Consider the following 23,720-nt stretch of genomic DNA (forward strand, 5'->3'; position numbering starts at 1 on the left):
GCCTCAGGTGTTGCCGGATTCGGCCTGCGTGACCACGAAAACCGTTGATCTGCGCACACTTTGGCCGGCCGTGGTGGTCAAATACACGAGGTAGTAGTCCTCGGGCACCGACTGTGCCACCGTGATCGGGATGTCGACGCCGGCCGCTCCGCCGGCGTCGAATCGGCCGGCCGTGGGCTCGACGGTGATCCCGGCACCGGAGGACGTGCCGGAGACCGTGTAACCGTCGGTGCCGCCGATCATGCGTTGCGCGTCGAGGCTGACCGTGCCCGCGTGCCCGGGCGCGATCGTGACAACGGGTTGGGCAACGTTGACGGTCAGCGCCGAGGCGCCCGCCCCGAACGACGGTGGCGTGTCCGCTTCGGCTGTGCCCCAACGCTTGTCGGGGTAGGCGGCGAGCGAGAACGTCAGCGTGCCGCCGGTATCGATGATCGACTCGGGCAGCGACGTGTGCTCGGTGGCCTGGCCGTCGATCTTCAGGCCGCTGATGTATTTGAGGTGGTGCGGCCCCGACGCGCCCGGGGCGGAGATCCGGATGGACTTGTTTGCCGGCAGCGCGATTTCGGCACGGTCGAAAAGCGGTGCGCCCACGGTGAGGATCGGCGTTCCCGGGGTGGCCGGGTACAGGCCCAGCGCCGCCCACACGTACCAGGCGGCCAGCGCACCCAGGTCGTCGTTGCCCGGCTCCCCGTCGGCCGTCGGCGCGAAGAGCCCGCGCACCCGGTCGACCGTGCGCTGGGTCTTCCACGGTTGACCGACGTAGTTGTACAACCACGGCACACCGAAGCTCGGCTCGTTGCCGGCCCACAGATAGGGGTGGTTGGGGCCGACGTTGAGCTTCTCGGTGAAGCGGTCGAGCCGGTGGGCCACGGCCGCACGGCCGCCCAGAGCGGTCACCAAACCCGCGACATTGTGCGGCACCGACCACACGTACTGGTCGGCGTTGCCCTCGTCATAGCCGACCTGACCGAAGTTCTGCGGGGACACGACGAACGCGGGGCCGGGGCGGAAGAATCCGCTCCAGCTGCGGGGCACCACGTATCGGGTGGTCGGATTGAACAGGTTCTGCCAGTACTGCGAACGGTTTTGAAACTCGGCGGCGGTCGCGGCATCGCCGAGCGAGTCGGCGAATCGGGAGATGGTGAAGTCGTCGATCGACCACTCGAGCGTGATCGACGCGTTGGCGATCCAGCCGTTGCGGCCGAACTCCAAGGTGAACGGGGCGTAGCCGAGCCGCTGGTAGGTGGCGATGCCGGGCCGCTCCACGTATCCGGCCAGCCCCACCCCGCCTTTGGTGGCCCCGTCCACCATGTAGCGCAACGCGGCATGAACGTCGAAGTCCTTGGCTCCGAAGGTGTTCAGGTTGACGATGAGGGGCACCACGCTGTCCCCGGTCATCTCGCCGGTCGCGGCGTTGGCGAACGCCCAGCGCGGCAGCGAACCGCTTTGGTCGGCGTCGTTCACCAGGGACTGGGCCATGTCGCTGGCCCGCTCCGGGAACAGCAACGCCTGCAGCGCCGCCAGGCACCGGTAGGTGTCCCAGTCGGAGAAGTTGGCGTACTGCGTGTGGCCCGCGGCCACGGCGTGGATGGAGCCGTCAAACCCGACGTAGCGTCCGTCGGCGTCGTTGAAGGTGTTGGGGTGCAGGAGGGTTCGATACAGCGAGGTGTAGAAGGTCGTCAGGTCGTCGACGTCCCTGCCGGCAACCGTTATTCGGGACAGGGCGGCGTTCCATTCCCTCGATGCGGCGGCGCGAACGTCGTCGAAGCTCGCCGCACCCTCGGCCGCCAGGTTCGCCCGCGCGCCCTCGATCCCGACGTAGGAGATCGCGGTGCGCACCTCGAGCACCGAACCGGCCGGAAACTCCACGTAGCCACCGCTGTACGGCGCATTCGCGGCGCGGGCCCCGGCGTAGACCGCGCGGCCATCCCAGGATCCGTACGCGGTGAAGGGCCGGCTGAACTTCATGGCGAAATACACCGTGTAGGCGTTCGGCTTGTCGCAGAACCCACCGCTGGTGGCCCAGCCGGTGATCGTGGTGTCGTCCTCCCCGATCTCGATGGTCGCGCGGGAGTTGCCCGCCAGCGACGAACCCGAGCGCACCTGCAGCCGGGCGGTGCGGCCGTTGTCCGGATAGCTGAAGCGCCCGACGCCCGTGTGCGCGGTGGCGGTCAGCTCCGCCTTCACCCCGGTGCCGGGGAACCGCACCGTGTAATAGCCGGGCACACCCTGCTCGGTGTCGTCGTGGGCGATCTTTTCCCAAGCGTTCCAGGGTTTCGGGCCGATCCCGCCGGTGGTCGGCAGCATCGAGATGTCGCCGAACGCAGCACATCCCACCGACGCGTGGGTCATGCTGAACCCACTCGCGCGTGGGTTGTCGTAGTTATAGCCGGCGTAGTTACCGACGGTATCCGGCGAGTACTGCACCATCCCGAACGGCACGGTGGCTCCGGGAAAGTTGTTGATCTCTCCCACCGTCTCACCGCCCGTACCGGTGCCGATGAGCGTCGCAACGTGGTCGACCGGATTCGCCACGAACACGGGCGGGCCGTCATACCCCTTCGGCGGGACCGCGGCGATGAAGGTCAGGAAGACGGCCGACGCCGCGATGACCGCAACCAGCGCCCTTCGTGACCGCATACCTGATCTCTTACTGGATAACGACCACAGAGCGGTGCATTGCGGTGGTGTTTCCACCCAGGAATTGGAAAACGATCGGCGGGCGTCCGGGACCGCGGCACCGACTCCAAAAGATTCTGGCGAACTAGCCGGCCATTTCGATTGCTGTCATTTCAGCGCGGCCCGCGCTGGTACCGGCCCGATCCTCGGGAGATTGGATTAACGAAACATTTGACGCCAGCAACCATTTCCATGGCGCTGAGTTTGGCGCTTGCCGGTTGCGGCCACGACCACCAGAAATCCGGCGACAAGACGTCCCCATCGACCTCGGCGTCGCAAACCAGCGCGGCACCGACGAACAGACCACCCCCACCGGACGAAGGGTAGGCCGCCGTGCCGGATCGCTCTACGGTAGACGCATGACGGAGCAGTCACATGCGGTCGATGCCGGGCATCCACCGTCGGCGCTATTGCGTCTCATCAACCCGGTGATGGGGTTTCTGCTGCGCAGTCCCTTCGCCGGCGCCGCGCGCAGGCAATTCATGGTGTTGAGTTTCACCGGGCGCAAGACGGGGCGTCCGTATTCAATTCCGTTGAGCGCACACCTGATTGACGATCAGCTTTACGCGCTGACCGGTGCGCCGTGGAAGCAGAACTTCCGCGACGGCGGCCCCGTCCAAGTCGTGTACGACGGCAAGACGACGGCGATGCGCGGCGAGCTCATCCGCGACCGGGCCGTCGTTTCGGATCTCTTGTTGCGCGCCGCCGAGTCCTATGGCGTGGCGCGCGCACAGCGCATGATCGGATTGAAGTTCCGCGATCACCGCATGCCGACACGCGACGAGTTCGCCGAGGCGGTCGACCGGCTCCACCTGGGGGCGGTCCGATTGAGCGCGGCCGAATAGGCGCTCAGCCGCTGCCGCCGTCCGGATGACCACCGGCGCGGGGCGCGTGCAGGTGCGTGACCGCGCGCAGGCGCTGGTCGAATCGCGACCGCGCGGTGATGACTTCCTTGCCCAGCGCCGAGAAGTCTTCGGCGATGCGTTGGGCGAGCAGCCCGACCTTCATGTTTCTCGATTGGGACAGCGTTTTGAGCATGTTGAACGCGGCGTCCTCGTCGAGGCCGTAGACCAGCATCAGCATCCCCTTGGTGCGGTCGATCACGCCGCGACGCCCGGCGATCTCGGAGACCTTGGCGCTGATGGATTCCTCGCGGCTGCGGTTGAGTACCGGTGTGACTTCGATGTAGAAGCCGTGGGTCCCGATGACCTCGTCGTTGTCGTCGCAGAATCGGTCGCCGACCACGATGACATGGTGGATGAGGCCGCCGGTGTCCACGATGCGATGCCGCGTGCTGAACGCCTGACGACGCCTGATCATGTCGTTGATGCCGTCGGTCACCTGAGGGCGGTCGGCCGGATGTTTGTGCGACAGCACCAGCTCGGTGGTGGGTGTCACGGTGCCGGGTTGGTAGCCGTGCATGCGCTGGACTTCGTCGGACCACACCCAGCGCTCGCCCTCGAAGTAGAAGCGGAACCAGCCCACGCGCTGCGGTATGGCGCCGGCCAGATCCCGCTCGACCGCCCCGGCCACGCCGTCTAGTTTCCAAGACACGGCGGACGTTTCGCGTCGAGGGCAATCGGGCTGGCGGCGCAAAGCATTCGCGATCTCAGGTGGACCGCTGCCGCCCGGGCAGGAAAATTGGCATTGCGCATGCTGGAGCGACCTACCCCCATGGCCGTGAGGTTACAGTTTCTGACCGGTGGTCACCACGGAATCAACAAAATTGCCGGACGAGTAACTTTTGGGCTCGCTCACCCGCACGGGCCCGCGCCCGCGGCCGCGCGGGTCCGAGTGACGAGGGGTCGCTCGAAACCCGCATCGACCGCGGCCCGCCGCACCGCCTCACCGACCAGCCCGGCGCGCTCGACCGGCACCAGGGCGATCACACAGCCGCCGAATCCGCCGCCGGTCATCCGCGCCCCGAACGCACCCGCCCGCACCGCGGTGTCCGCGATCAGGTCGATGCGTTCCGTGGTGATCTCGAAGTCGTCACGCATGGAGGCGTGCGAGGCGGTGAAGATCAACCCGGCTTCGGGGTAGTTCGAATCGCGCAACGCCGCAACGCAATCGATGACCCTCTGGTTTTCCGTGAGCACGTGGCGGGCGCGACGGGCGTCGACCGGGTCCCGCACGGCGGCCAAGTCGGCGGGTCCGCGATCGCCCACCTCACGCAGTGACGACGCCACCAGATCGGCGGCCGCCCGCTCGCATGACCGGCGCCTGGCCGCGTAGTCACCGCCGGCGTGGCGGTGGCGCTCCCGGGAGTCGATCAGCAGCAGGGCAACTCCGGCGGCGTCCGGGTCGAAAGCCACCGGCGTGATGCCGAGGCTCCAGAAGTCGATCAGCACCGCCGTCGCCGGCCGGCCGAATAGCGAGGCAAGCTGGTCGAGCAAACCGGTTGGCGCACCGACATACTCGTTTTCGGCCCGCTGGGCGAGCCGGGCCTGCTCTCCTGCGTCGATGTGCACATCGGCGGCCGACACGATCGCGCCCAGCGCCGCGCATTCCAGCGCCGCCGAGGAAGACAGGCCCGAGCCCATCTCGACGTCGCTGGTGATCGACATCGCGCCGCCGGGCACCGGGTGGCCGCCTCGGCGCAGCGCCCACATCACCCCGGCCACGTAGGCCGCCCAGCCGGTCACCTCCCCCGGAGCGGTGCCGACCGGAATGCGCACGGGGGCTTCCGCGCGATCGCTGACCACGGTGATCGCGTCGTCGTGGGCCGGCGCGAAGGTCGCCACGGTGCGCTGCGGCAACGCGATCGGTAGCGCAAAGCCGAGGTTGTAGTCGGTGTGTTCGCCGATCAGGTTGACCCGCCCCGGCGCGGCGTACCGCACCGTCACTGCAGTTCCCGCAGCCGCTGCGCCACGCTTTCGGGGGTGACGTCGCCGATGAAGGCGTCCATCGCCGATTCGGAGGCCGCCAGATACTTGAGCTTGGTGGCGCTGCGCCGGATCGACATCAGTTCGACGTGGAAGTACCCCTCCGCCTGGGCCCCGGTGCCGGCATACTGGTGTAACGCCGAAATATAGGGCAGCGGTTCGGAATACATCCGGTCGAAGCGCCGGAGCACGTCGAGATAGATATGCACGAACCCGTCCACTTCGTCCTCGTCGAGGCCTATCACGTTGGGCAGGAACCTATTCGGGTAGATGTGCACCTCGACCGGCCAGCGCGCCGCGAACGGCACGAAGGCGGTGAACAACTCATTGCGCGCGACAATGCGGCCGCCGTCGGCGACCTCGCGGGCCAACAGATCACCGAAGAGGTTGCCGCCGTGCTGCTTTCGGTATTCCTGTGCCTGCTCCAGCATGGCGGCGGTCCGCGGCGTCAGATAGGGATAGCCGTAAATCTGACCGTGCGGATGGGTCAACGTGACCCCGATTTCCTCACCGCGGTTCTCGAAACAGAACACCTGCTCGATGCCCGGTACGGCCAGCAAATCGGCCGTGCGGTGCCGCCACGCCTCGACCACCAGCCGCGCATGCGCCGGCGTCAACTCGGCGAAGGACGCGGTGTGGTCGGCCGAAAAGCAGATCACCTCGCAGCGGCCATGCGCCGGGGCGGACACAAAGCCGTCGACGCCGCCGGCGGCGGGCAGGGGGGCCGGGGTCCCCGCGCCGGACAGGCTGGGAAAGCGGTTCTCGAACACGACGACGTCGTAGTCGCGCGCGGGCACCTCGCTGGTCAGCCCGGTCGGGCCCGGACACAGCGGGCACGCCTCCGGCGGTGGCTTGTAGGTGCGGTCCTGGCGCAGCGCCGCGATGATCACCCACTGCCCGGTGGTCCGGTCGAACCGCAATTGCGACTGCGCAGCGGGTTCGGTGGCACGCGCCGGCAGCGGCCGGCGATCCTCGACCGGCGCGGGACGATGCCCGGGCAACGCAAAGAACAGCAGGTCACGACCGTCAGCCAGCTTCGCCCGCGTCGGCCCCGTCACGATGTCGAAGACTAGCTTGCTCAGGTGTGTCCCGGCGGGGAGAGTGCGATTCTGCGACTGCTCGCGGACAGGGGCCTGCGAACGCGCGCACGGCGCGCCGACCCGCGACGCTTCGCTTCGCTTTGCTACCGATCGCGCCCGCACGCGGCTACCATCTTGCTGACCGCCGCGGTCCGTAGCCACAGCCGAGGAGAAATCCCATGGCCACACCGAACCTTCCGCCGGACTTTGATTTCACCGATCCCGACATCTACGCGCACCGGTTGCCGGTGCAGGAGTTCGCCGAACTGCGCGCCACCGAACCGGTCTGGTGGAACGAGCAGGCGCCGGGACAGGGCGGGTTCGGCGATGGCGGCTACTGGGCGGTGACCAAGCACCGCGACGTTCGTGACGTCTCGCTGCGCAGCGACGTGTTCTCGTCGGCGGCGAAGTCGATCGTCCCGCGCTACCGGGAAGACCTGGCGGCCGGGCAGATTGAGGCGGGCCGGGCGTCGATGATCATGATGGACGATCCCGAGCACAGCCGGTTGCGCAAGATCGTCTCGCGGGCCTTCACGCCCCGCGCGGTCGAGCGGCTGCGGGCCGAACTTTCCGAGCGGGCGCGGCGCATCGTCACCGAGGCCGCGACGGCGGCCTCGGGCGATTTCGTCCGCCAGGTGGCCTGCGAGTTGCCGCTGCAGGCCATCTCCGCGCTGCTCGGGGTTCCGCACCAGGACTATGACAAGCTGTTCGACTGGACGAACAACATGATCGGCAGCGACGACCCGGAATTCGCCGGCAACGACGCGCTGGCCTCGGCGGGCGAATTGATGTGGTACGCCATGCAATTGGCCGCCGAAAAGCGGCAGGAACCGGGTGACGACATCGTCACCACGTTGATCCAGGCCGGCGCGGACGGCCAGCGCCTGTCGGAGGCGGAGTTCGGCATGTTCGTGGTCACGCTGGCCGTCGCCGGAAACGAGACGACGCGCAACTCGATCACGCAGGGAATGATGGCCTTCACCGACTATCCCGACCAGTGGGAGCTGTTCAAGGCGCAGCGACCCACGACCGCGGCCGACGAGATAATCCGTTGGGCCACACCGATCACCGCGTTTCAGCGCACCGCGTGCCGGGACACCGAGCTCGGTGGCGCGACCATCGAGAAGGGACAGCGCGTGGTGCTGTTCTATCGCTCGGCCAACTTCGACGAAGAGGTCTTCGACGACCCGTTCACCTTCGACATCGTGCGCAGCCCCAACCCGCATGTCGGTTTCGGTGGAACCGGGGCGCACTACTGCATCGGCGCCAACCTGGCCCGCATGACGATCGACCTGATGTTCAATGCGCTCGCCGACCACCTGCCCGACCTGACCCCGTTGGAGGACCCGCAGCGGCTGCGTTCGTCGTTCATCAACGGCATCAAGCACTGGCAGGTCGACTATCGAGGCGGCCGCCCCGTCGCGTCATGAGAATCGCCATCAGCGGTGCCGGTGTGGCCGGGGCGGCGCTAGCCCACTGGCTGCATCGCACCGGCCACACGCCGACGCTGATCGAGCAGGCGCAGCAATTCCGCACCGGCGGCTACATGATCGACTTCTGGGGCGTCGGCTACCAGGTGGCCACGCGCATGGGCATCGAGGGGCCGATCCGGGCCGCCGGATACGAGATGGAACTGCTCCGTTCGGTCGGCGCGCGCGGCGAGGTCAAGGCGGACGTGGACGTGAACGCCTTTCGCCGGCTCCTCGGCACCGACTTCACCAGCCTGCCGCGCGGCGATCTGGCCGCCGCGATCTACGCCACCATCGAGGACAAGGTCGAAACGGTCTTCGGCGACAGCATCGCCGCCGTCGACGAGGACGACGACGGCGTCCGGCTCACCCTCGAGGGCGGCGGCACACGCGAATTCGACCTGGTGATCGGCGCCGACGGACTGCATTCCAACGTGCGCCGCCTGGTCTTCGGCCCGGAGGAACAATTCGAGCGCTACCTGGGCTGCAAGGTTGCGGCCTGCGTGGTCGACGGATACCGCCCGCGCGACGAGCTGGCCTACGTCACCTACGCGGTACCCGGGCGCCAATTGGCGCGTTTCGCGCTGCGCGGCGACCGCACCACGTTCCTGTTCATCTTCCGCGCCGAACACGGTGGCGCCGGCATGTCACCGAAAGCGCAGCTGCGCAACACGTTCGGTGACTGCGGCTGGGAAGCCAACGACATGCTGGCCGCGCTCGACGATGCCAAAGACCTCTACTTCGACGTCGTCAGCCAGATCCAGATGGACCGCTGGTCGCGGGGCCGGGTGCTGCTGGTCGGCGACGCGGCCGGCTGCATTTCGCTGCTAGGCGGCGAGGGCACCGGCCTGGCCATCACCGAGGCCTACGTGCTGGCCGGTGAACTCGCGCGCGCCGGGGGCGACCATCGGCGCGCGTTCGATGACTACGAGGCGCGCCTGCGTCCCTTCATCGAAAGCAAGCAGGCCGGTGCGGCACGGTTCATCGGGTTCTTCGCCACCCGGACCCGATTCGGGCTGTGGTTGCGCAACGTGGCGATGCGCACCATGAATTTTGGCCCGATGACGAGGCTTCTCGCGGGCGATGTGCGCGACGACTTCGAGCTGCCCGACTACGACGGTAGCTATCGATAACGGGCCGGCTCGGCAATGATCTAGTGCATGACCGAACCGGTTGCGGCCCGCGTGGCCGTCTACCTCGACTTCGACAACATCGTGATCTCCCGGTACGACCAGATTCACGGACGGAATTCGTTTCAGAAGGACAAAGCCAAGGGGCTCGAGCAGTGTTCCGAGCGGCTGGACCGGGCGACGGTCGACGTCGGCGCGATCCTCGACTTCGCCTCGTCGTTCGGGACCCTGGTCCTCACCCGCGCCTACGCGGACTGGTCGGCGGATATCAACGCCGGGTACCGCGGGCAGTTGGTGGCCCGCGCGGTCGATCTGGTGCAGCTGTTCCCCGCGGCCGCCTACGGCAAGAACGGCGCCGACATCCGGTTGGCCGTCGACGCGGTCGAGGACATGTTCCGGCTGCCCGACCTGACCCACGTGGTGATCGTGGCCGGCGACTCCGATTACATCCCATTGGCCCAGCGCTGCAAGAGGCTCGGCCGGTACGTGGTGGGCATTGGGGTGGCCGGTGCTTCGAGCCGGGCGCTGGCCGCGGCTTGTGAGGAGTTCGTCGTGTACGACGCGCTGCCGGGGGTTCCGGTGCTCGAACGCGAGCCCGCACCGGCCGAGGCGGACCCGCCGAAGCGACGCGGCGGGCGCACCAAGGCGGCTCAGCCCGAGGAGCCGGAGCCGCCCGACGCGCAAGCCGCCGCCACCGCGCTGCTGACGCGGGCGTTGCAGATCGGCTTGGAGAAAGACGACGTCGACTGGCTGCACAACTCCGCGGTGAAGGCACAGATGAGGCGCATGGATCCCTCGTTCGGCGAAAAGTCTTTGGGTTTCCGGTCATTCAGCGATTTCCTGCGTTCGCGGTCCGACGTCGTCGAGCTGGATGAGACGTCGACGACGCGGATGGTGCGGCTGCGCGCACACGATTGAGCATCGCGGCGCGCCCGTCGCGGCAATGCATTTCCTTGCGTGTGTATGGCGTTTTCCCCGAACGGCCGGTTCGTTACCGCGTCGGTTCGCCGATGTCGTTGACAGCCCCCTGCGGTGGCCATACATTGTCTGAAAGTCGTCCGCAGCTGGTGGGGGATCGATGAGGAGACCGTCATGACCGTCGGTGCCGCTCCCCCAAGCGTTTTCGATGCCGATCTACCCACCCTGTCCTACGGCGACGACGAAACACCCGCGGAGATCTACCCGCGCCTGCGGGAGGCGCAACGCCAGGCCCCCGTCGCGCTGGGACCGCACGGCCCCGAGGTGCTCTCCTACCACATGGTCCGGTCCATACTGCGGGATACGCGATTCCAGATCCCGCCCGGCCTGAATCTCCTTGTCCAGGGCATCACTTCGGGCCCGCTGTGGGACAAGGTGGTCAACAGCCTGCTGTGCCTCGAGGGCGACGCGCACCACCGGCTGCGGAGCCTGACCTCCAAGGCGTTCACGCCGAAGGCCACGCTGCGCCTGCACGACACCATGGTCGGCGTGCTGAACGACTTGGTCGATCGGGTGGCCGACGACGGCCGCTGTGACGTCGTCACCGACATCGCCCGCCCGTATCCCGTCCCGATCATCTGCGCGCTGCTCGGGGCGCCCCGCGAGGACTGGCAACAGTTCTCCCGGTGGGCGGACGACGTCTTCAAGGCCTTCAGCTTCACCGTCGATCTGACCGAGGTCGAGCCCGTCGTGATGCGCGCGTGGCACCAGCTCGACGCCTACGTCGACGAGATGGTCGCCCGCCGCCGGCACAGCCTGACCGATGACCTGCTGTCCGACCTGATTCGCGCCGAGGCAGGGGGCGACCGCCTCAACGCGGCCGAACTGCGCATGCTCGCCGGGGGCCTGCTGCTGGCGGGGACGGACACCACCCGCAACCAGGTCGCCGCCTCGGTGCACCTGCTGTGCCGGCATCGGCGGCAGTGGGAGCTCTTGCGCCGGCGGCCCGAGTTGGCGATGCGTGCCGTCGAGGAGACCATGCGTCACTCGCCGATCGTGTGCGGGACGCTGCGGCTGGTGGCCCAGGACGCCGACGTCGACGGCTACGTGTTCCCCGCCGGCACGATGGTCCTGGTGAACACCGGTGCGGCAAACCGTGATCCCGCGGTCTACGACGACCCGGACCGCGTCGATATCACCCGCGAGGGCGCCCCGCCCATCCTGACGTTCGGCGGCGGCGCGCATTACTGCCTCGGCGCCAACCTGGCCAGGCGCGAAATCGCCGAGGCGCTGACCGTCTTGACCGGCCGCCTGGTCAATCCACGCATCGCCGGACCGGCGCCGTGGAAGCCGATGGGGACCCTGAGCGGCCCCCTGAGTTTGCCCCTGGAGTTCGACCGCTAGTCATCCGCCGAGTCGCGGTTGCATCGGGGCGGCTTTACGCTCCTGTGGTTATGCGAACTTCACGGGGGCTTTCGATGCGTGCTGCCCAGGGGCATGCGGCGCGACGCCGGCTGTCCGCCTGGGGACCGGCGGTCGCGTCGGTCGCCTGCCTGGTCCTGGCATCCTGTTCGGAAACCGTGTCGGCGCCCCCGCTCACCCCCACCTCCCCGACGTCGACTTCGAAAACCGGCACCCGTGCGGCGCCCGGGCCCGCCCCGATAACGGGCCCGCTGGAAAAGGACTGGAAAAGCTACGGCGGCACGGCGTATTTCGGTTGCCCACAGGCTTTTTCGGCCGGCAAATTGGCACTCGAGGACATCCGGCCGAAAATCTTCGACCCGAAAACGGGACAATACGTCGCCCCCGCCATCCCTGCGGTTCCCGCCGGTGAGAACCTCACCGGCGCCATGTGCGCGCTGACCGGCAGCGCCGACGACCTGAAGGTCGTGTACGTGGTCACGACCGTCAAGCCGGCGCCGGCCGCGGCGCCCGAAACCTCCAAGGCCACCGCGTATTCCTACGACTGGGCGACGGGCCGGCAGGTCGCCGTCAAAGAACTGCAGCCGCCGTCGCCCGACCTGAAGTTGGCCGCCCCGAGGGAATGGGGACTGGCCTCGACCGCATCGGGCGTGGCGTGGGTGAACGCCTTCACCGACGGCCACGCCGCCGCGTCGCCGCCGCGGACCGTGGTCCTCTCCGCCGCCGACCTGTCGATCATGTGGAACGATCCCCAGCCCGCTCGGGTCTGGCAGGACGTTCTTTCCTTTCAACGCAACACCGAGCCTGCCAAGACCTCGGGGGCCGAGCTGCGCCGGCCGAGCGGGGAAGCGATCTATCAGGACAACGACGTGCAGTCCGTGGACGCCGAGTTGACCGACGGCCCAAACAAATTGGTAAAGCTCACCCACTGGGATTCGAACAACACGCCGGCGGTGTCGACGATGTTCTATGACCTCAACGCAAAGTCCATCATCAGGATCGGCGATTCGGATCGGATTTCCGGCGGCGGGCTGACGGCGGCGTTGTCCGGTGGGAAACTGTTTGTCGACGGCCACAATTCAGACAACTCCTCGTTCGGCTTCGGGGTGTGGAATCTGCGCAGCCAACAGTGGGAGCTCCTGAAGAACCGGGACGACGCCAAGAAACTGTCGATTTCCAAGCTGGCGTTCTTCGAAGACCACCTCTACATCGCCGGCGGCGGCACGTTCTCGGTGATCGCCCTACCCCGAACGGATCCCGTCGCGTCCAGCTGGTCGATACGCCCGTTCGAGCGGATATCCGGATGGACACTCGTGTGCCGTGGTGAGACCGCGCCGTCGTCCAATGGCGAATGCAAGGAGATCGTCATGGTGCAAGACCAGGACGGTCACTACCCCGGGCCCTGGTTCTGACGTCCGTTCGGACGGCAAAAGACACCCTCCCGGTCGATGGATTGGAGGAGTCGAACCGAAAGGGTGCCTTGCTTGGTCACTGCGCCGGCGCCGGTGGTGGTGCTGGCGTGAAAAGTGTTGTGGCAGAGTCTTTCATGGCCAAACCTCACTGTCCGGCGCGTTGGTCGCATTGGACGACGAAGCAAAGCCGGTCAACGAAAGCCATGGCATCGGCGATCTTCTCGGCCAGCTCGGCGGCACGCGCCGTGCGGACACCGGCCAGGTCGGTCTGGGCGGAGAGGGCCGATTCGCGCGCCGTGGTCAGTGCCGTACGGCACTCGCGCAGTACTGAGATTGTGGCGGGACTCATGGACACGTCGCCCCCCTAGGAAATCGCGCTCCTCCAGCGGTACCCGCACCGGCACCCGCCACACCGGTTTGGCGCAAATTTTTACAACTAATTTCGTAGAAATTGCGCACGTGTCGCACAGCGGCACCCCCAGCCCTGGGCGGCGCCATCACAGGTGTGACGGAAAAACCACACGGCGCGCGAGGCGACGGCGCCGAGCAAACCGAAAACCCACGGGTTGCGGACGGCCCGCGTGCCTGCAACCGTCGGACGGCAGGGTGCGGGCATCCTGCACGGGACCATCAAGGCGCTTTGACCTGCAAAAGCTGGTGGTGGCAGGTACTGGATTCGAACCAGTGAAGCTTTCGCGACGGATTTACAGTCCGCTCCCATTGGCCGCTCGGGCAACCTGCCGCCAGAAAGGTTACAACGAGCGAGTAGACAAAGCACAAACGCCTATCACCGGATGAAGGGACGGAATGCATGGCGGACTCATCGTTCGACATTGTCAGCAAAGTGGATCGCCAAGAGGTCGACAACGCGCTCAACCAGGCCGCCAAGGAGCTGGCCACCCGCTTCGACTTCCGCGGCACCGACACCACCATCGCCTGGAAGGGCGACGAGGCTATCGAGCTGACGTCGTCCACGGAGGAACGCGTCAAGGCGGCCGTCGACGTCTTCAAGGAGAAGCTGATCCGCCGCGACATCTCCATGAAGGCCTTCGACGCCGGCGAGCCACAGGCCTCCGGCAAGACCTACAAGGTCAGCGGCAACCTCAAACAGGGCATCACCAGCGAGAACGCCAAGAAGATCACCAAACTGATCCGCGACGACGGGCCCAAGTCCGTCAAGACCCAGATCCAGGGCGACGAAATCCGGGTCACCAGCAAGAAGCGGGACGACCTGCAGGCCGTCCAAGCGATGCTGAAGCAGGCCGACCTGGACGTGGCCCTGCAGTTCGTCAACTACCGCTGATCCCCGGGGCGCGAGCGTAACGGCACTGCGATTTCGGGCGCACTTTTTCGCAGTGCGGTTACGCTCGCGGTCCGAAGCGAGCCCTAGCCGGCGCAATGTGACCCGTTTTGGCCGGTTCCTAGCCCGACCAACCGGTGGGTCTCTACGCTGGTGACGAGTCCCACGATTTGAGCGAGGTTCACGATGACCGTGACTCCCCAGGAGGCCGCCGGCGACGGCGCGACCGAGGCCGACTACTTCGACGTCATCATCGTCGGCGCCGGCATCTCCGGCATCGACGCGGCCTATCGGATTAGCGAACGCAATCCGCAGCTGACGTACACCGTCCTGGAGCGGCGCGCGCAGATCGGCGGGACGTGGGACCTGTTCCGCTACCCCGGGGTGCGCTCGGACAGCAGCATCTTCACCCTGTCCTTCCCGTTCGAGCCGTGGACCCGCAAAGAGGGCGTGGCCGACGGTGTGCACATCCGCGAGTATCTGAATGCCACCGCGCGCATGTACGGCATCGACCGCCACATCCGGTTCAACAGCTACGTGCGCTCGGCGGACTGGGACTCCTCGACCGACACCTGGACGGTCACCGTCGAGCAGGACGGGGCACGCAAGCTCTACCGCGGTCGCTTCGTGTTCTTCGGCAGTGGCTACTACAACTACGACGAGGGCTACACCCCCGACTTCCCGGGCATCGAAGAGTTCACGGGCACGGTGGTGCACCCCCAGCACTGGCCCGAGGACCTGGACTACGCCGGCAAGAAGGTCGTGGTGATCGGCAGCGGCGCGACCGCGGTGACGCTGCTGCCGTCGCTGTCGGACCGCGCCGCCCAGGTGACCATGCTGCAGCGCTCGCCCACCTATCTCATCTCGGCGTCCAAGTACGGCACCGTCGCCGCGATCGCCCGGAAACTACTGCCCCGCAAGCCCGCTCATCTCGTCGTCCGCATGTACAGCGCACTGACCGAGGCGGTGTTCTTCGCGTTGTCCCGCAAGGCGCCGGGGTTCGTGAGAAGGCTGCTGCGGCGCAAGGCGATCAACAGCCTGCCGGCGGGGTACGACGTCGACACCCACTTCAAGCCGCGGTACAACCCGTGGGACCAGCGGATGTGCCTGATCCCCGACGCCGACCTGTACGAGGCCATCGCCTCCGGGCGCGCGGACGTGGTCACCGACCACATCGACCATTTCGACGCCACGGGTATCGCGCTCAAATCCGGGAGGCACCTCGACGCCGACGTCATCGTCACCGCCACCGGCCTGCAGCTGCAGGCACTCGGCGGCGCCACGATCAGCCTGGACGGCAACGAGATCAAGACCAGCGACCGCTTCGTCTACAAAGCGCACATGCTCGAAGACGTGCCAAACCTGTTCTGGTGTGTCGGCTACACCAACGCGTCGTGGACGCTGCGGGCCGACATCACCGCCCGGGCAACGGCAAAACTCATGAAACACATGACCTCTCACGGCTACACGCACGCCGCCCCGCACCGCGGCAACGAGCCGATGACCGAGAAGCCGTCGTGGGACATCAACGCCGGCTACGTACTGCGCTCGGTGCACGCGCTGCCGAAGTCGGGCACCAAGCGGCCGTGGAACGTGCGGCAGAACTATCTCGCCGACGCGATCGACTACCGCTTCGACCGCATCGACGAGGCGATGGTGTTCGGCCGCGTCGCCGACCGGGAGCCCCTGGCCGGGTAGGCGCGGGGGAGTTGGTGAACTGCTTCTAAATCTCGGATGGCGGCAATACGCTGATCGCCATGGCATCTGCGATGCGCGAACCCGAAGTCGTTGTCCTCGGTGGCGGTTCCTGGGGCACCACCGTGGCCTCAATCTGCGCGCGCCGCGGGCCGACCCTGCAGTGGGTGCGCTCCGAGGAGACCGCCACCGACATCAACGACAACCACCGCAACAGCCGCTACCTCGGCAACGACGTCATCCTGAGCGACACGCTGCGCGCGACCACCGACTTCGCCGAGGCGGCGAACTCGGCCGACGTCGTCGTCATGGGCGTGCCCTCGCACGGCTTCCGCGGGGTGCTCACCGAGCTGGCCAAGGAACTGCGGCCGTGGGTGCCGGTGGTGTCACTGGTCAAAGGGCTCGAGCAGGGCACCAACATGCGGATGTCCCAGATCGTCGAGGAGGTGTTGCCCGGGCACCCCGCGGGCATCCTGGCCGGCCCGAACATCGCACGCGAGGTCGCCGAGGGTTACGCCGCCGCCGCGGTGCTGGCCATGCCCGACCAACACCTGGCGACGCGGCTGTCGGGCGTGTTCCGCACCCGGCGCTTCCGCGTGTACACCACCGACGACGTCATCGGAGCGGAAATGGCCGGGGCGCTCAAGAACGTGTTCGCGATCGCCGTGGGCATGGGGTACTCGCTGGGCATCGGCGAAAACACCCGCGCGCTGGTGATCGCCCGCGCGTTGCGCGAGATGACGAAGCTCGGCGTCGCGGTGGGCGGCGACCCCGATACCTTCCCAGGGCTGGCCGGCCTGGGCGACCTCATCGTCACCTGCACCAGCCAGCGCAGCCGTAACCGTCACGTCGGTGAACAACTGGGGGCGGGCAAGCCGATCGACGAGATCATCGCGTCGATGAACCAGGTCGCCGAGGGTGTCAAAGCCGCCAGCGTGATCATGGAATTCGCCAACGAGTTCGGCCTCACCATGCCCATCGCCCGTGAAGTCGACGCCGTGATCAACCACGGCTCGTCCGTTGAGGAGGCCTACCGGGGCCTGATCGCCGAGGTCCCCGGCCACGAGGTGTACGGCTCGGGCTTCTGACCTAGGCGCCGCACCCCTGGGAAATTCAAATCTTTGCGTTCTCTATGGGCCGGTCGCGTCAGCTTGACCCCGGTTTCCCGGCAAAATACCGTCAGACCCGATAGCCAGTGGTTTGCGGGTGCGCGCTACGCGTTATCCGGTCGTAATCCTCTGCACGCCAACATGTTACGAAGACGTGATTGACCGCAGGATTCGGCGGATGTCGGAACATCCCCCGCTGACACCCAACGAGGGACGGGACCGATGCAAAACTCTGAACAGGTGGGCGACCGGGGCCGCATCGAGCCGCGCGCCGACCGATTGCGCGGCGTCATCCGGCATGACCTGCCGTCTTCGCTGGTGGTTTTCCTGGTCGCGCTTCCCCTGTCATTGGGGATCGCGATCGCGTCGGGCGCCCCGGTGCTCGCCGGCCTGATCGCCGGGATCGTCGGGGGGATCGTCGCCGGAGCCCTGGGGGGATCCCCGCTACAAGTCAGTGGCCCCGCGGCGGGGCTGACCGTCGTCATTGCCGACCTGATTTCCGAGTTCGGTTGGGGCGTCACGTGTTTGATCACCGTTGCCGCCGGAATCGTGCAGGTTCTGCTGGGGCTCAGCCGCGTTGCGCGCGCCGCCCTTGCGATTTCGCCGGTCGTCGTGCACGCCATGCTGGCCGGCATCGGCATCACAATCGCCCTACAACAGGCGCACGTGTTGCTGGGCGGAAAGTCCAAGAGCACGGCCTGGCACAACCTGATCGGCCTACCGGGTCAAATCATGGGTGCCCACCGGCCGGGTTTGATCCTGGGCGTCCTGGTGATCGTCATCCTGGTCGCCTGGCGGTGGATGCCCGCCAACGTGCGCCGCGTTCCGGCTCCCCTGGTGGCGATCGTCGCGGTGACGGTGATGTCGGTCGTCCTCCCGTTCCACGTGAGCCGGATCAACCTCGAGGGGTCACCGCTGGACGCGCTGCGGCTACCCGACCTTCCCCACGGCAACTGGGGCGCCTTCACCATCGGGGTGATCACCGTCGCGCTCATTGCCAGCGTCGAGAGTCTGCTGTCAGCGGTGTCGGTCGACCGGATGCACAACGGGCCACGCACCGACTTCAACCGCGAGCTGGTGGGACAGGGGACCGCCAACGTCATCTCGGGCGCCGTCGGAGGGCTGCCGATCACGGGGGTCATCGTCCGCAGCTCGACAAATGTCTACGCGGGCGCCAAATCCCGCGCCTCGGCGATCATGCACGGCGTCTGGATCCTGCTGTTCAGCATTCCGTTCGCCGGCCTGGTCGAGGAGATCCCCACCGCCGCGCTTGCCGGTCTGCTCATCGTCATCGGCATTCAGCTGCTGAAGCCGGCCCACATCGAAACCGCAATGAAGCACGGCGATCTCACGGTGTACGTGGTGACGGCCGTCAGCGTCATCTTCCTCAACCTGCTGCACGGGGTGCTGATCGGACTCGCGCTGGCCATCGCGCTGACCGGATGGCGGGTGATCCGGGCCAAGATCGAGGCCAAGCCGGGCGCCGGCGAATGGCGGGTGGCCATCGAGGGCGCGGCCTGCACCTTCCTGGCGCTACCGAGACTGACTCGGGTGCTGACATCGGTTCCGCGGGGCGCGACGGTGACGGTGGCCATTTCGGTGCACCACCTCGATCACGCTGCGCACCAAGCGATTACCGACTGGCAGCTACAGCACGAGGCGACGGGCGGGACGGTTCACCTCCAGGGTGCGGTCAAGACGGGTCATCGCGACGCGCACGAACCGCTCGTCGAGGCGCAAAGCCCGGGGGCCGCGGCGTAATTGCGCGGCACGCGGCCTGCCCTGCGGCGGCCGCGGCGACTCCGGCGAGCATAGGGGGTGCGGGTCGGTCAGTCGACGTCGATCCTGATGTGCAGCCGCTTGCCGCAAACCTCCGCCAGGCGCTGCAGCACGTCGACGCGCGGCACCTCGGCGCCGCTCTCCCACGCGGCAACGTCGGCCCGGGTGGTACCGAGCGCCTGCGCCAGGTCGTCCTGGTTCATCCCGGCCCCGGCGCGTGTTTCGAAAATCAAATCGGGCAGATTCAACGCCAGCCCGGCTTCGTGAATATCGATTGAGTGCGTGTCCAACATCGCAATCACCGCTTTCATCAACGGCCAGCCCAAAGGACTGTAGCTAACTCCGATGTTACTTGCGGTTTGGGCTGTGTGCACGCGGCGTTTTGCCGCCGTTCCCTAACGCCCGGCCATCTGCTCCAGCCGGCGGATGCGGTCCTCGATCGGCGGGTGCGTCGAAAACAGCGACCCGATCCGCTCGCCCGCCCGGAACGGACTGGCGATCATCAGGTGCGCCTGACTGGCCAGCTGGGGCTCGGGCGGAAGCGGAGCCGCCTGGACCCCGCCGGAGATCTTGCGCAGGGCCGACGCCAGGGCCAGCGGGTCACCGGTCAGCACCGCGCCCGATTCATCCGCCTGGTATTCACGCGACCGGGACACCGCGAGGCGCACGACCGTCGCGGCGATCGGGCCCAGCAACGAAACCAGCAGCAGCGCAAAGGGATTCTCGCCATCGCGGTTGTTACCGCCGAACATGCCGGCGAACATGGCCATGTTGGCCAGCGCGGTGATCACCGACGCCATCGCACCGGCCACGCACGAGATCAGGATGTCGCGGTTGTAGACATGCGACAGCTCGTGTCCCAGCACGGCACGCAGCTCGCGCTCGCCGAGGATGTCCAAAATACCGGTGGTGCAACACACCGCGGCGTTGCGCGGATTGCGGCCGGTCGCGAACGCGTTGGGCGCGTTGGTGTCGCTGATGTAGAGCCGGGGCATCGGCTGGTGCGCGGCGGTGGCCAGCTCACGAACGATCCGGTACATCGCGGGCGCCTGCAGCTCGGAGACCGGCTGCGCATGCATCGCCCGCAGCGCCAGCTTGTCGCTGTTGTAGTACGTGTAGACGTTCATGCCGATGGCGAACAGCACCGCGATGAACATCGCGGTCCTGCCGAACAACGAGCCCACGAACACGATCAACGCGGACATGCCGACCAACAGGGCGAAAGTCTTGAGCCTGTTGGTGTGCGGATGCCAGGTCATCGCTGTCCTCCTAGGACATACCGGAGCACGCTCCGGAACACTCGTTCATTGTCGACTATTGAACGCCCGGGACGGCCGAAGGAGTTCCGTGACCCGCTAGCCGTGCCGGCTGATGGTGTAATCGACCAGCGTCCGCAGCGCCTGCCGGCCGGGGACGTCAGGCAGCAGGGCCAGCTCCTGGCGTGCCTGCGCCGCGTACTGCTGCAGCGACTGCTTGGCCTTGGCCATGCCCGCCGAGGCCCGCAGCAGCGCCAGCGCCTCGGCCACCACCTCGTCGTCGTCGATGGGCCCGACCAGCAGCTCGCGCAGCCGCGCCGCTTCGGGCCCGGGTTCGCGCAGCGCGTAAACCATCGGCAAGGTGTGCACGCCCTCGCGCACGTCGGTGCCGGGCAGCTTGCCGGACTCGCTGGAGTCGCTGCCGATGTCGATGATGTCGTCGGAGATCTGAAAAGCGGTGCCCACGATGCCGCCCAGGCGGCTCAGCCGCTCCACCTGATCGGCGTCGGCGCCCGAGAACATCGCGCCGAACCGGCCCGCCGCGGCGATCAGGCACGCGGTCTTCTCGTACACCACCTTCAGGTAGTGCTCGATCGGGTCCGACCCTTCGGCCGCCCCCGTCACACCGCGGGTCTCGCGCATCTGCCCGGTCACCAGCTGGGCGAACGTCTCGGCGATGAGCCGGACCGCCTCGGGACCCAGCCGGGACACCAACCGCGACGCGGTGGCGAACAGATAGTCCCCGGCCAGGATCGCGACATTGTTGCCCCAGCGCACGTTGGCGGTGGGCGTGCCGCGACGCACCTCCGCCTCATCCATCACGTCGTCGTGGTAGAGCGTGGCCAGGTGCACCAGTTCGATGACGGCGCCCGCGATCGTCACGTCCGCGGCCTCGGGGTTGGGGCCGAGCTGTGCCGACAGCACGGTGAACAGCGGCCGGAAACGCTTGCCGCCGGCCCGGAACAGATGGGTCAGCGACTCGGTCATGATTTCGTCGGCGCTGCACAGCTCCGTGTCCATGAGCTGCTCGATCCGCCCGACACCGTCGCGCACGATCGCCGCGAAGGCCGCGTCACCGAGATCAACGCCCGCCACCACCGTCGCCGGAGTATTCACGGGACCAAACATACTGGTGTGCATGAAGACGGGAGTGACCCGAGCCCAGGTGGTGGTCGTGGGCGCCGGACCCGCCGGTTCGGCGGCGGCGGCCTGGGCCGCCCGCGCGGGCAACGAGGTCCTGGTCATCGATTCGGCGAGCTTTCCCCGCGACAAGGCCTGCGGTGACGGGCTGACCCCGCGCGCGGTCGCCGAGCTGGAACGCCTCGGGCTCGGGGACTGGCTGGACACCCGAATCCGGCACCGGGGGCTGCGGATGAGCGGGTTCGGCGGCGAGGTGGAAGTGGACTGGCCCGGCCCGTCGTTCCCGTCGACCGGCAGCGCGGTGGCCCGGTTCGAGCTGGACGACCGGATCCGCAAAGTCGCCGAGGACTCCGGGGCACGGATGCTGCTCGGAACCAAAGCCGTTGGTGTGCAACATGACTCAACGGGCCGAGTGACCTCGCTGACGTTGGCCGACGGCACCGACGTCGGGTGCCGCCAGTTGATCGTGGCCGACGGTGCCCGTTCGTCACTGGGGCGCAAGCTGGGCCGGCGGTGGCATCAGGAAACGGTGTATGGCGTCGCCGCCCGCGGATATCTGAGCACGCCGCGCGCCGACGACCCCTGGCTGACGTCGCACCTGGAGCTCCGCTCCCCCGACGGTGCGGTGTTGCCCGGCTACGGCTGGATTTTTCCGCTCGGCAACGGCGAGGTGAACATCGGCGTCGGAGCGCTCTCGACGTCGAAACGGCCGGCGGATCTGGCGCTGCGGCCGCTGATCGACTACTACACCGACCTGCGCCGCGACGACTGGGGCTTCACCGGCTCACCCCGGGCGGTGGCCTCGGCGCTGCTGCCGATGGGCGGCGCGGTGTCCGGGGTGGCCGGCCCCAACTGGATGCTGATCGGCGACGCCGCGGCGTGCGTGAACCCCCTCAACGGCGAGGGCATCGACTACGGCCTGGAGACGGGGCGGCTGGCCTCTGAAATGCTCGCGCTGCAGGATCGCCGCGACCTGTCGCAGATGTGGCCGTCGCTGCTGCGGCAGCACTACGGCCGGGGGTTCTCGGTGGCGCGCAGGCTGGCGCTGCTGCTCACCTTTCAGCGATTCCTGCCCTCGACCGGGCCGATCGCGATGCGCTCGACGACGCTGATGACCATCGCCGTGCGGGTGATGGCCAACCTGGTCACCGACGACGACGCGGACTGGGTGGCGCGCGCCTGGCGGGGCGGCGGCAGGGTGTCGCGGCTGATCGATCGCCGAACGCCGTTCAGCTGACCGAATACCCGCATCGCCGCTGGTCGGCGGGTGTGGCGCGCTCGATGGGGCCGGCGATCGGCGGCCGCCGTTTGTCGGCACGCCCCGGTCGGGGCGTGTATAGTCCGGCTAATGAAGGGAACGAGGCTGGCTACTATCGGAGCCACCGCTGCTGCTGCTATCGCACTGGCCGCGCTTGCCGCGCCGGCACTTGCCGACCCGCCGCCGACGGCGCCGTACCCGACCCCGCGGACACCGTCGCCCCCGAGCGACTACGACGCGCCGTTCAAGAGCACCGTCAACGGCTTCGGCATCTACCAGCCGCAGGACCAGCTGGCATGGCTGGGCAAGATCACCTGCGACCGGTTGGACCACGGTGTCGACCACGACGCCCACCAGTCGGCGACCTTCATCCAGCGCAACCTGCCGCGCGGCACCTCAGAGGGCCAGTCGCTGCAGTTCCTCGGCGCCGCGGTCGACCACTACTGCCCGGAGCACCTCGACGTCGTCCAAGCGGCCGGTAATCACTAGAACTCTCTCAGCGCGGGGGCATGTGCCCGGCGTGTAAGGCGACGATGCCACCGGTCAGGTTGCGCCATCGCACCCCCACCCAACCCGCCTGGGTGATCTGCTGCGCCAACCCCTCCTGGTCGGGCCACGCCCTGATCGATTCCGCGAGATACACGTAGGCCTCCGGGTTGCTGGACACCGCCCGGGCCACCCGCGGCAGCGCCCGCATCAGGTACTCCTTGTAGACCGTGGCGAACACGCCGTTGGTGGGGGTGGAGAACTCGCACACCACCAGTCGGCCGCCCGGGCGGGTGACGCGGGCCATCTCGCGCAGCGCGGCCTGGGTGTCGACGACATTGCGCAGGCCGAAACTGATTGTTACAGCGTCGAATACGTCGTCGCCGAACGGCAACCTGGTGGCATCACCGGCGACTTTCGGCACGTCGCGCCCGGCGCCCGCCGCCAGCATGCCGACCGAGAAATCGGCGGCCACACACCACGCCCCGGATTTCTTCAGCTCGACGGTGGATACCGCCGTGCCCGCGGCGAGGTCCAGCACCCGCTGACCGGGACCGATCGCCAGCGCCGACCGGGCGGCCTTGCGCCAGTACCGGTCCTGGCCCAACGACAGCACGGTGTTGGTCAGGTCATACCGGCGGGCGACGCCATCGAACATCGACGCGACGTCCCGGGGGTCCTTGTCCAACTCCGCGCGACTCAC

At 67.6% G+C, this 23,720-nt stretch carries 21 protein-coding genes and 1 tRNA gene; 12 read left to right on the forward strand and 10 right to left on the reverse strand.

The features are described 5' to 3' along the window. Positions 1-3: 3 nt before the first annotated feature. Positions 4-2,640 (reverse strand): GH92 family glycosyl hydrolase, encoded by a 2,637-nt coding sequence (locus EPN51_RS01075; RefSeq protein ID WP_293035098.1) that lies wholly within the window; start codon positions 2,638-2,640, stop codon positions 4-6. A gap of 398 nt (positions 2,641-3,038) precedes the next feature. On the opposite strand from EPN51_RS01075, the gene EPN51_RS01080 reads away from it, so the two are divergent. Then, positions 3,039-3,524, forward strand: coding sequence for a hypothetical protein (locus tag EPN51_RS01080; protein WP_293035100.1), 486 nt, complete (start codon positions 3,039-3,041; stop codon positions 3,522-3,524). A gap of 4 nt (positions 3,525-3,528) precedes the next feature. Here the strand turns inward: EPN51_RS01080 and EPN51_RS01085 are convergent, their stop codons facing one another. From EPN51_RS01085 to galT, 3 genes are all read right to left on the reverse strand, one after another. Then, positions 3,529-4,233: a PAS and ANTAR domain-containing protein gene (locus EPN51_RS01085; protein WP_293035102.1), complete on the reverse strand. Its 705-nt coding sequence runs from the start codon at positions 4,231-4,233 to the stop codon at positions 3,529-3,531. A gap of 200 nt (positions 4,234-4,433) precedes the next feature. Continuing rightward, positions 4,434-5,525, reverse strand: coding sequence for a galactokinase (locus EPN51_RS01090; RefSeq protein WP_293035104.1), 1,092 nt, complete (start codon positions 5,523-5,525; stop codon positions 4,434-4,436). Then, positions 5,522-6,622: a galactose-1-phosphate uridylyltransferase gene (galT, locus tag EPN51_RS01095; protein ID WP_366509360.1), complete on the reverse strand. Its 1,101-nt coding sequence runs from the start codon at positions 6,620-6,622 to the stop codon at positions 5,522-5,524. The genes EPN51_RS01090 and galT overlap by 4 nt, the downstream gene beginning before the upstream one ends. Positions 6,623-6,822: 200 nt before the next feature. On the opposite strand from galT, the gene EPN51_RS01100 reads away from it, so the two are divergent. The 5 genes from EPN51_RS01100 (at position 6,823) to EPN51_RS01120 (ending at position 12,994) form a co-directional block, all read left to right on the forward strand. Then, a complete protein-coding gene (locus tag EPN51_RS01100; RefSeq protein WP_293035106.1) occupies positions 6,823-8,073 on the forward strand; it encodes a cytochrome P450 in 1,251 nt (416 codons plus the stop codon). Further along, a complete protein-coding gene (locus EPN51_RS01105; RefSeq protein ID WP_293035108.1) occupies positions 8,070-9,245 on the forward strand; it encodes an FAD-binding domain in 1,176 nt (391 codons plus the stop codon). Before EPN51_RS01100 ends, EPN51_RS01105 begins: the two co-directional genes overlap by 4 nt. Positions 9,246-9,272: 27 nt before the next feature. Then, positions 9,273-10,160 carry an NYN domain-containing protein gene (locus tag EPN51_RS01110; protein ID WP_293035110.1) on the forward strand — a complete coding sequence of 296 codons (888 nt, stop codon included), beginning with the start codon at positions 9,273-9,275 and terminating at the stop codon, positions 10,158-10,160. A 174-nt stretch (positions 10,161-10,334) separates the two neighbouring features. Further along, positions 10,335-11,564 carry a cytochrome P450 gene (locus tag EPN51_RS01115; protein WP_293035112.1) on the forward strand — a complete coding sequence of 410 codons (1,230 nt, stop codon included), beginning with the start codon at positions 10,335-10,337 and terminating at the stop codon, positions 11,562-11,564. Between the two features lie 74 nt (positions 11,565-11,638). Further along, positions 11,639-12,994 (forward strand): hypothetical protein, encoded by a 1,356-nt coding sequence (locus EPN51_RS01120; RefSeq protein WP_293035423.1) that lies wholly within the window; start codon positions 11,639-11,641, stop codon positions 12,992-12,994. A 145-nt stretch (positions 12,995-13,139) separates the two neighbouring features. Here EPN51_RS01120 and EPN51_RS01125 read toward each other — a convergent pair whose 3' ends face one another. Both EPN51_RS01125 and EPN51_RS01130 read right to left on the reverse strand, forming a co-directional pair. Then, positions 13,140-13,343 carry a hypothetical protein gene (locus EPN51_RS01125; RefSeq protein WP_293035114.1) on the reverse strand — a complete coding sequence of 68 codons (204 nt, stop codon included), beginning with the start codon at positions 13,341-13,343 and terminating at the stop codon, positions 13,140-13,142. 309 nt (positions 13,344-13,652) lie between these two features. Further along, positions 13,653-13,736 (reverse strand) — tRNA-Tyr (locus EPN51_RS01130). Positions 13,737-13,805: 69 nt separating this feature from the next. On the opposite strand from EPN51_RS01130, the gene EPN51_RS01135 reads away from it, so the two are divergent. The 4 genes from EPN51_RS01135 to EPN51_RS01150 all read left to right on the forward strand — a co-directional run bounded on the left by EPN51_RS01135 (position 13,806) and on the right by EPN51_RS01150 (position 18,859). After that, a complete protein-coding gene (locus tag EPN51_RS01135; RefSeq protein WP_293035116.1) occupies positions 13,806-14,297 on the forward strand; it encodes a YajQ family cyclic di-GMP-binding protein in 492 nt (163 codons plus the stop codon). 183 nt (positions 14,298-14,480) lie between these two features. Continuing rightward, positions 14,481-15,992 carry an NAD(P)/FAD-dependent oxidoreductase gene (locus EPN51_RS01140; RefSeq protein ID WP_293035118.1) on the forward strand — a complete coding sequence of 504 codons (1,512 nt, stop codon included), beginning with the start codon at positions 14,481-14,483 and terminating at the stop codon, positions 15,990-15,992. 59 nt (positions 15,993-16,051) lie between these two features. Continuing rightward, positions 16,052-17,077, forward strand: coding sequence for an NAD(P)H-dependent glycerol-3-phosphate dehydrogenase (locus tag EPN51_RS01145; protein ID WP_293035120.1), 1,026 nt, complete (start codon positions 16,052-16,054; stop codon positions 17,075-17,077). A 243-nt stretch (positions 17,078-17,320) separates the two neighbouring features. Beyond that, on the forward strand, positions 17,321-18,859 hold the full coding sequence (locus EPN51_RS01150) for a SulP family inorganic anion transporter (RefSeq protein ID WP_293035121.1): 1,539 nt from the start codon (positions 17,321-17,323) through the stop codon (positions 18,857-18,859). A 68-nt stretch (positions 18,860-18,927) separates the two neighbouring features. On the opposite strand, the gene EPN51_RS01155 is transcribed toward EPN51_RS01150, so the two are convergent. The 3 genes from EPN51_RS01155 to grcC1 all read right to left on the reverse strand — a co-directional run bounded on the left by EPN51_RS01155 (position 18,928) and on the right by grcC1 (position 21,249). Then, positions 18,928-19,188 carry a helix-turn-helix transcriptional regulator gene (locus EPN51_RS01155; protein ID WP_293035123.1) on the reverse strand — a complete coding sequence of 87 codons (261 nt, stop codon included), beginning with the start codon at positions 19,186-19,188 and terminating at the stop codon, positions 18,928-18,930. 84 nt (positions 19,189-19,272) lie between these two features. Continuing rightward, complete coding sequence (htpX, locus tag EPN51_RS01160) at positions 19,273-20,136, reverse strand: zinc metalloprotease HtpX (RefSeq protein WP_293035125.1); 864 nt, start codon at positions 20,134-20,136, stop codon at positions 19,273-19,275. A 96-nt stretch (positions 20,137-20,232) separates the two neighbouring features. Then, the gene (gene grcC1 / locus EPN51_RS01165; protein WP_293035127.1) at positions 20,233-21,249 is read right to left on the reverse strand and encodes a nonaprenyl/(2E,6E)-farnesyl/geranylgeranyl diphosphat synthase; all 1,017 of its coding nucleotides are present in this window, start codon (positions 21,247-21,249) and stop codon (positions 20,233-20,235) included. Between the two features lie 22 nt (positions 21,250-21,271). On the opposite strand from grcC1, the gene menJ reads away from it, so the two are divergent. Beyond that, the gene (menJ, locus tag EPN51_RS01170; RefSeq protein WP_293035129.1) at positions 21,272-22,510 is read left to right on the forward strand and encodes a menaquinone reductase; all 1,239 of its coding nucleotides are present in this window, start codon (positions 21,272-21,274) and stop codon (positions 22,508-22,510) included. A 111-nt stretch (positions 22,511-22,621) separates the two neighbouring features. Then, positions 22,622-23,020, forward strand: coding sequence for a DUF732 domain-containing protein (locus EPN51_RS01175; protein ID WP_293035131.1), 399 nt, complete (start codon positions 22,622-22,624; stop codon positions 23,018-23,020). Between the two features lie 7 nt (positions 23,021-23,027). Here the strand turns inward: EPN51_RS01175 and EPN51_RS01180 are convergent, their stop codons facing one another. Further along, the gene (locus EPN51_RS01180; RefSeq protein WP_293035133.1) at positions 23,028-23,720 is read right to left on the reverse strand and encodes a demethylmenaquinone methyltransferase; all 693 of its coding nucleotides are present in this window, start codon (positions 23,718-23,720) and stop codon (positions 23,028-23,030) included.

This window comes from Mycobacterium sp. (assembly GCF_004298145.1).
Taxonomy (GTDB): domain Bacteria; phylum Actinomycetota; class Actinomycetes; order Mycobacteriales; family Mycobacteriaceae; genus Mycobacterium.

Bases quoted from the DNA above. Each gene is read 5' to 3' on its own strand.
- EPN51_RS01075 (WP_293035098.1), bottom strand. From the start codon at position 2,640: ATGCGGTCACGAAGGGCGCTGGTTGCGGTCATCGCGGCGTCGGCCGTC.
- EPN51_RS01080 (WP_293035100.1), top strand. From the start codon at position 3,039: ATGACGGAGCAGTCACATGCGGTCGATGCCGGGCATCCACCGTCGGCG.
- EPN51_RS01100 (WP_293035106.1), top strand. From the start codon at position 6,823: ATGGCCACACCGAACCTTCCGCCGGACTTTGATTTCACCGATCCCGAC.
- EPN51_RS01105 (WP_293035108.1), top strand. From the start codon at position 8,070: ATGAGAATCGCCATCAGCGGTGCCGGTGTGGCCGGGGCGGCGCTAGCC.
- EPN51_RS01110 (WP_293035110.1), top strand. From the start codon at position 9,273: ATGACCGAACCGGTTGCGGCCCGCGTGGCCGTCTACCTCGACTTCGAC.
- EPN51_RS01115 (WP_293035112.1), top strand. From the start codon at position 10,335: ATGACCGTCGGTGCCGCTCCCCCAAGCGTTTTCGATGCCGATCTACCC.
- EPN51_RS01120 (WP_293035423.1), top strand. From the start codon at position 11,639: ATGCGTGCTGCCCAGGGGCATGCGGCGCGACGCCGGCTGTCCGCCTGG.
- EPN51_RS01125 (WP_293035114.1), bottom strand. From the start codon at position 13,343: ATGAGTCCCGCCACAATCTCAGTACTGCGCGAGTGCCGTACGGCACTG.
- EPN51_RS01135 (WP_293035116.1), top strand. From the start codon at position 13,806: ATGGCGGACTCATCGTTCGACATTGTCAGCAAAGTGGATCGCCAAGAG.
- EPN51_RS01140 (WP_293035118.1), top strand. From the start codon at position 14,481: ATGACCGTGACTCCCCAGGAGGCCGCCGGCGACGGCGCGACCGAGGCC.
- EPN51_RS01145 (WP_293035120.1), top strand. From the start codon at position 16,052: ATGGCATCTGCGATGCGCGAACCCGAAGTCGTTGTCCTCGGTGGCGGT.
- EPN51_RS01150 (WP_293035121.1), top strand. From the start codon at position 17,321: ATGCAAAACTCTGAACAGGTGGGCGACCGGGGCCGCATCGAGCCGCGC.
- EPN51_RS01155 (WP_293035123.1), bottom strand. From the start codon at position 19,188: ATGAAAGCGGTGATTGCGATGTTGGACACGCACTCAATCGATATTCAC.
- htpX (WP_293035125.1), bottom strand. From the start codon at position 20,136: ATGACCTGGCATCCGCACACCAACAGGCTCAAGACTTTCGCCCTGTTG.
- menJ (WP_293035129.1), top strand. From the start codon at position 21,272: ATGAAGACGGGAGTGACCCGAGCCCAGGTGGTGGTCGTGGGCGCCGGA.
- EPN51_RS01175 (WP_293035131.1), top strand. From the start codon at position 22,622: ATGAAGGGAACGAGGCTGGCTACTATCGGAGCCACCGCTGCTGCTGCT.